This window comes from Gardnerella sp. 26-12 (assembly GCF_001660745.1).
GTDB lineage: Bacteria > Actinomycetota > Actinomycetes > Actinomycetales > Bifidobacteriaceae > Bifidobacterium > Bifidobacterium swidsinskii.
Map to the genome: position 1 here is coordinate 1 of NZ_LWSR01000101.1, position 7,386 is coordinate 7,386.

Here is a 7,386-nt window from a genome sequence, read left to right on the forward strand (position 1 = left end):
AGATGTGTATAAGAGACAGCACATATATTCCCCATCCATATTTTTATAAAACGACTTTTATAAAAGTTTTGCAGCTAATTTGCGAAAATCATAAGCTTTTAAAGCATTGTGGATAAAACATATGCTTATAATCACTGTTTCGACACGCCAAAACACGCCATATTTGCATCTTTGAAAATTACGTGTAATATAAATGTCTTGTGCACAGCGCTTAGTTGAGTACAAGATATTCCTGCGTAGCTCAGTTGGCAGAGCGTTCGACTGTTAATCGAATGGTCGCTGGTTCAAGCCCAGCCGCAGGAGCCATGAAGCCACTGGTTTTCCAGTGGCTTTTTGCGTTAAATATTACGACTTGTATCCACAAGCAAAATCTTGATTGTTTAGTGCTCATGAGCGTGGCTAACATAAACATTTTGGCGTATTATATAAACAAGTTGCGTATTTAAATGCGCTAATGTTGAGCAGCAATAGATAACAGAGGACAAATATGAATCAACATAGCTCCGATAGTGTTGAAAAGAGTCAAAAGAAAAAGCTCATTATTCTCATTGTGGGAATTGTTGTGCTAGCTTTAGCTCTTGGCGCAGTTGGCACACTTTGGTATATGAAGCAGACTGAACGCACTAAAGCAGCTCGCAAACAGTGCGAAATAAAAGTTGCACAAGTTTCTAAAGCCAAAGCCGTATGGAAAAGTTTAGTACACAACAGCATAATAACAGATCTCACAAAAGGTGACTCTGATAACGCAAAAGAACTTGCTAAAATCATGAGCGAAAAGGTTCCTGACGCAGTATCTTGCACAGCAAACTCTCCTGAAGAACTTGGTTCCCAAAGCGTAGAAGCTTTAGCTGCTTCTGAATGGTATGCAGTCAAAGCAAAAAGAGTGCGCGAGTTGGCTGTTACATTAATCGATGAAAATAACAAAAAAGATAAAGACAAAGACAAGCAAGACGAAGAAACAAAGAAGCAAGAGATAAATGAATCAACTGGAATTGTAATTCAGCGTTCAAATGTTGTCCCACCAAAGCCAAAGCCAACACCAGCGCCGAAGACAAATACTCAAGACACTAAGAAACAGAAAACTGAGAAGAATAAGAATAAAGACAAAGACAAGAACAAAGACAAGGAAAAAGACAAGAAGAAGGAGCAGGAACAGGAAAAGGAAAAAGACAAAGACAAGAACAAGGAACAGGAAAAGAACAAAGAAAAAGATAAGAATCCAAAAGGCAGCGAAGACGGATTTGGCGACGGAAACCCTAAAGGAAATAGTGGTCAAGAAGATCCGAATGATACAGCAAAAAAGGGCGACCAAGATTCCTCTGATAAAAAACCAGCCCCGGACATAATAGCAGGTTCACAACAACCATAAAACATATTGCTCTGTTATCTGACTCAATGTAAAAGCCCCCAGCGTATATCACTGGGAGCTTTTACATTATCTAACTCTACATCGTAAACGATGTTGAACTTTACAAACTATTCGTTCATTTTGCTACTCGAACATGAGTTAAATCGACTTCTTCAAGAGGAATTACTCGAGTATGATTTTTAATCTTATAACCAACGTATAGAACGATAAATAGCGGCACGGACATGTACGTGATTCCAATAGCCTGCCAGTTAAGCGTTGCAAATGAATGCAAATCCTGACCAACAATAACAAGAATGCATAAGAAGAACGCAACAATAGGACCAAACGGATACCACTTTGCTCGATAAACTAATTCATCTAAGGAATGACCTTGAGCCAAGTATGCTTTACGGAAGCGATAATGAGCTGCAGCAATACCAGCCCAAGCAATAAAACCAGTCAAACCACTTGCAGCAACCAGGAACATGTAAATTTGCGAACCAAAAATACTCATAAAGAAAGTAAATAAAGCAACTACAAATGTAGCAATCAACGCAGGAACAGGAATACCACGAAGACTTACCTTGCCAAATACTTTTGGAGCATTATCTTCTTTTGCGAGCGAATAAAGCATTCTTGTTGAAGCATACATGCCGGAATTTGCTGCAGAAATAACAGAAGTCAGAATCACTGCATTCATAACTGCCGCTGCAGCTGCAAGCCCTGCACGTTGGAACACAAGCGTAAACGGACTAATAGCAATATCAGTTACATCAGAACCAAGTAAGTTCTTGTCAGTATAAGGAATAATGCAAGCAATAACGAAAATTGCAAGAATGTAGAAGAGAAGAATACGCCAGAACACTTGCTTTACAGCTTTTGGAATACTCTTTTCAGGAGTTGCAGACTCTCCAGCAGTAATACCAATAAGCTCAGTTCCTTGGAAAGAGAAGCCTGCAATAGCGAACGCACACAACACTGCAGGAACACCGCCTGCAAATGGAGCGTCCTTATGAGTGAAGTTTTGCAAGAATGGCGCTTTGCCGCCAACAATGCCAACAATCGTAAGCGAACCGATAACAAGGAATACGATTACTGCCAACACTTTAATAATAGAAAGCCAATACTCAGTTTCTCCAAAGCACTTAACTGTAAGCACATTGATAACCAAAATAAGCATAAGAACCGACAGTGAGAAAATCCATATTGGCACTGTTGGGAACCAATATTGCAGAACTATTGCTGCAGTACTAACGTCCACCGCAACCGTAATAGCCCAATTAAACCAATAGTTCCAGCCCATTGCGAAACCTAGTGCAGGATCAATAAAACGTCCAGAATACGATGCAAACGATCCACTAATAGGCATAAATGTTGCCATTTCACCAAGGGAAGTCATAAGGAAGTACACCATAATGCCAATCGCACCATAAGCAAGCAAAGCACCACCAGGACCAGCCATATGGATTGTTGCACCACTAGCAACAAATAAGCCGGTGCCAATGCTGCCACCTAAAGCAATCATGGAAATATGTCGGGTTTTTAATCCTCGATGGACATCGTTATTTTGATGAGTATTCTGCTGAGTATTCTGTGCAGCAGTAGATGATAATGAGCTACTCATTTTTCCTCCTTTCATGACAATCAGAGGCAAAACAAGCAAGCAAAAGCAAGCGTGTCGATAGCTCTCCGCAGCGGATGCCAAATCACTGCGACAGTCCTTGGTATATTAAGCCAAGTCCCAGCTCACTACTTTTGGGATTAAGCAGTAAACTTCGGCGCTCTCCCCTTTTGTAAGCAATTAACGCTTTCCCTGGCTCATGCTTACTACTCTTGTCGAGCGCGACCTCTGGTCGATGGTGTTCATTATTAGTACGACTTGCAGACAAACAGTAAAAAATACGGCGTGGCGCATAAAAATTAAAAAATAATAACAAAAAACGCCACCCCAAAAAGAGGTGACGTTTAAAATTTGTGGAGCTAGGGGGATTCGAACCCCCGACCCCCTCCATGCCATGGAGATGCGCTACCAGCTGCGCCATAGCCCCGTTTTTACTTATGCCGTTCAAACGAACCTTTGATAGGTTACAACAAATAGCCGTTCTATCCAAATGCGGCGTGTCGAATTCAACTTACAAATTCCAAAAATCCTGCGAATTCTACTAACAATTTAGTCGCCAATTCGGCAAACCAATTCAAGAACCAATTCGAAAATTAGTTACCATTGGCACTTCCAGATTGATCACCATTACCAGGAGAAGTTACATTGTTTGAAGAACCAGTAGATCCCGAAGATCCAGCAGATCCAGCACCTGCATCAGAACTATCAGCACCCGATCCACTATTCCCACTAGCAGCATCACCTGAATTCGTTCCTGAATCATTGTTAGTATCACTACCTAAATCATTATCGGAATGACCACCTGTCGAACTATCTGCATTTTCATTGCCATGTTCATCATTTTCATCTTCATTACCATCTTTACTATCAGAATCATCATGAGATTTCTTATGGTCTTGATTAGTATTCGTATTAAGACGTTGCTTAGGTTGTGGTTGATTTTGCTGTTGCTCATGACTAATTTCTTCAGGCTTATCAATGTTGTCTGTGCCTTTTCCTTGTGTAAACAAAAGAACAGCACCTGCAGTAACAATAACAGCCATAAGAGCACTTATAACAGCAACAACAATTGTTGTACGATGATCGTTTCTATTTTGGTAAGATCTAGAAGAGTAACCGTAGTTTTCACTAACAACCTTAGATAACGGCACCGGCTCTGGAATTGTGCCTTCCGACAGTTCCATGTCTTCTTCATGCTGTTCACGTAATTTCGACAATTCCAAAATACGCGTATTTTCTAATTCTGGATTACGGACTTGCGAACTAACAGTGCGTCCAAATCTTGCATCTTGAACAGCCATATTTTTGTCATCTGAAGGATCAGTATTACATTGCAACGAATTTGATGAATATTGCATATGAATATCATCTCCAATTCTTTTAGAATCAACATTCTCTAAACCATTTGAACGCACGCTAGAATCTGACACATTACTAAAATTAGACTGTTCTGTAGAAGTATTCGGATTTACTTCCGAAAGTTTACGCGATGAAGCGTGAATAACATTCTGATACAACTGCGATGCTACTGCTGAGACAATAGAACCAATAGCTACGCCAATAACTGAACCAGCAATACCAATTTTCGAAGCAAGTAAAAACGAAGTCACTGCAGCGAGCGATCCAGCTAATACTTGCGTAAACGATATGCCTTTGAAGAAATTCTTCACTTATGCACCTTAATTATTTATGCAAATATAATGCCAAAATGCATGGCAAATATGCAAATTCCACTACCAATATTATTACAACAATGATGGTATCACTCTACGCAAAAATTGCACAGTATTGCCAGAGCATTCTTACAACAAAATCACAAGTCTTATATACATAAAACTTAGCTACACAAAACTGAAATGCCTAAGACTTAGCAACCTCAAAATCTCTATCTTTGTAAGAAAGCTCACAATTCGCTTTTTTATCACAATAATGCTCACCTAAGCTTGCAGTAATAATTGCAGCAAATATTAAAGCAAATCCCACAAAAGCCATATTAGAAACATGCTCATGAAAAAGAACAGTAGAGAATAAAAGCGTGAACAAACTTTCAGTGCACATAATCACAGAAGCGTTTGCAGTAGAAAGATTCACCAAACTATAGTTTTGCATAATTTGTGCAACTACTGTTACTACTACTGTAAGGTAGAACATATTAGCAAAAATAGAGAAATGATCAGCAGCGTTAAAGTTTGGCAAAGGCTCACAAATAAGCGCACCAGCTACAAAAAGTACGCCTGAAACAACAAATTGCCCAAAAGTTAACGTAACTGGATTATATTTACGAGAATAATACGCAAGGAACGTAAGATTAAAAGCAAAAATTGCAGCACATAATAGAGTAAGAAAATCTCCATAAGACAATGTGAGCACAAGCATTCCAGGTTTTAATGCCACAAAACCTACTCCAGCAACGCACATAACTGCAGCTACTAATCCTAAAAGAGTTGGCTTTTTCTTGACGATTAACCAAGCAGAAAATGGCGTAATTACGCAATATGCTGCTGTCAAAAACGCGCTACGACCTGGATCAATTGAACGTAACCCTTCAGTTTGCAAAATTAAAGTAGCATAATACGTAATTCCAGTTAGCAAAGAAGGAACAATAAGCTTTTTTGTAAAAGTTTTACGAAGCGTACCGAAAAAAATAACAGCCATAATTGTGCAAGCTCCAACCATACGAACGCCCATAAGCCATTGCACAGGAAACACTTCAAGAGCATATTTTGAAGAAACATAGCTGCCACCCCAAATAGCAGCACAAATCAACAACATAATCTGAGCAGTATGAACACTTTTGCCTTGAGACATGCCCGATTTATCCGAAAGCGGTTCAGCTATAGATTTAGCTGTTTCATATTTCACCTTCATAATGTTTCCCCTTCAACTATAAAAGTTGATTCTTTAAAATTTTTCTTTTATAAAGCGTTTTAGCTTATAAAATAGACAGAATAGCCGTAAAATCGTGAAAAGTACAACTTTCTGGCGTTCCTTCGTAAAATTTCCGATATACACTTCAGAAAACAGTGGCAATCAAGTATTTTGCTGTATAAATTTCGCCCACGAAACTATTAAAGAATTGGGTGATTTATATCACAACTTACAATTTTTTTACGCTACACGCTCGTATACACTTTTAAATCAGCGTAATGTAGCAATGTAGGCTTATAAATTGCGTACGAAGAAAGTGCGCAATCTTGTTAGGAAAGGAATATTATGGCAACTCTTAGCGCAGATATGAAAGAATTTATTGCGAATAATTTGGCTTGGATTACAACAGTGAGCAAAGATGGCGAGCTTGATTTGGGACCAAAAATGTCTATGTTCGTACTCGACGACAACCATCTTGCCTACCACGAGCGCACTGCAGGTCAGCATTATAAGAACTTGCAAGACGGCAGCCAGCTGGTTGTAGCAGTTGCTAATTTGGCAGAAAAGAAGGGCTATCGCTTCCGCGGAACCGTTACCCTTCACACTGATGACGCGATTTACGAAGAGCAAGTGCGTATGGCTGAAGAAAAAGGTACGAAGAAGCCGGCTGCAGTTCCAGTTATGGAAATCACTGAGATTCAGGACTTGACTTCTGGAGCTACTGCCGGCAAAACTATTGCAAAAGATTAGTGCGTAGTTATTCAGTCGTGTGGATATTAGTGTGGTAGAGATTTGAGATTTTTCGCACTGAACGAAGGACGCTCGCTCGGTTAACGCGCTCGCTACGAAACTCGCGTTGGAAGTCCACTGGACTTCCAACTTTAGCGAGTTTCCGCTCCGACCTGCTTTCGCGCGCTACGCTCTGAGCGCGAAAGCAGGTCGTCGCGCAAAACGCCGAATTAGTACGTCTATAGTAGGCGTCATACAATATCGAGTGGCGTTCGTCCTCAACGGCGAAGATGAACACCACTCAATTCTTTACTTGATTATTTAGTTGTAACTATTTTACTTGCTTTCTTTACGCAATGCTTGCAGTCTAGTGTTCATTTCTTCCGCTTTCTTCTTCTCGAAGTAATAAATTATTGCAGCAATCGCAATCGGGAAAATAACAGTGAACGCAATCCATCCGCAAATCACAGCTGGCTCATCTTTGAACGAAATCCATCCAACAATCACCGATACAATAAATTGAATAGCAATTGGTGGTACTAGTGCAAAAACGAACTTTGCAAGATTTGACATACGCTCATTCGACCAAAAAATAGCGAATACTCCATAGCTTATGCCTATAACAAACGTTGCTACAGCATAAGATGCAATTCTGTTTCCAACCGCAGTATTTGCTAACAAGCTCGACACAAAACTGATTGCAGTAAAAATAGTGCACCCTATGCCAATGCCATTAACAATGTTTTTTACCATTGTTTTACCAAAAGTTGTAACTTGCTTTTCCATAATAATCGTTTCCTTTTTAAGTATTAAAATC

At 39.7% G+C, this 7,386-nt stretch carries 6 protein-coding genes, 2 tRNA genes and 1 riboswitch; of the genes, 3 read left to right on the forward strand and 5 right to left on the reverse strand.

The annotated features are described in order from the left end of the window. Positions 1-230: 230 nt before the first annotated feature. Together A5295_RS05170 and A5295_RS05175 are read left to right on the forward strand one after the other, a co-directional pair. Positions 231-306, forward strand: a tRNA-Asn gene (locus tag A5295_RS05170). A 181-nt stretch (positions 307-487) separates the two neighbouring features. Continuing rightward, a complete protein-coding gene (locus A5295_RS05175; protein ID WP_012914293.1) occupies positions 488-1,369 on the forward strand; it encodes an ATPase in 882 nt (293 codons plus the stop codon). Positions 1,370-1,484: 115 nt separating this feature from the next. Here A5295_RS05175 and A5295_RS05180 read toward each other — a convergent pair whose 3' ends face one another. The 4 genes from A5295_RS05180 to A5295_RS05195 all read right to left on the reverse strand — a co-directional run bounded on the left by A5295_RS05180 (position 1,485) and on the right by A5295_RS05195 (position 5,780). Beyond that, positions 1,485-2,876, reverse strand: coding sequence for an amino acid permease (locus A5295_RS05180; protein ID WP_180963752.1), 1,392 nt, complete (start codon positions 2,874-2,876; stop codon positions 1,485-1,487). 149 nt (positions 2,877-3,025) lie between these two features. Further along, positions 3,026-3,212, reverse strand: a riboswitch (Lysine riboswitch). 114 nt (positions 3,213-3,326) lie between these two features. After that, positions 3,327-3,399: transfer RNA gene (locus tag A5295_RS05185), tRNA-Ala, on the reverse strand. A gap of 166 nt (positions 3,400-3,565) precedes the next feature. After that, positions 3,566-4,642, reverse strand: a complete 1,077-nt coding sequence (locus A5295_RS05190; protein ID WP_064622000.1) for a hypothetical protein — start codon at positions 4,640-4,642, stop codon at positions 3,566-3,568. Between the two features lie 190 nt (positions 4,643-4,832). After that, positions 4,833-5,780: a DMT family transporter gene (locus A5295_RS05195; RefSeq protein WP_231875294.1), complete on the reverse strand. Its 948-nt coding sequence runs from the start codon at positions 5,778-5,780 to the stop codon at positions 4,833-4,835. Between the two features lie 405 nt (positions 5,781-6,185). Between A5295_RS05195 and A5295_RS05200 the strand changes: the two genes are divergently transcribed. Further along, positions 6,186-6,590, forward strand: coding sequence for a pyridoxamine 5'-phosphate oxidase family protein (locus A5295_RS05200; protein WP_064622004.1), 405 nt, complete (start codon positions 6,186-6,188; stop codon positions 6,588-6,590). Between the two features lie 315 nt (positions 6,591-6,905). Here the strand turns inward: A5295_RS05200 and A5295_RS05205 are convergent, their stop codons facing one another. Then, complete coding sequence (locus tag A5295_RS05205; protein ID WP_368664374.1) at positions 6,906-7,385, reverse strand: DUF3021 family protein; 480 nt, start codon at positions 7,383-7,385, stop codon at positions 6,906-6,908. Position 7,386: the final 1 nt, after the last annotated feature.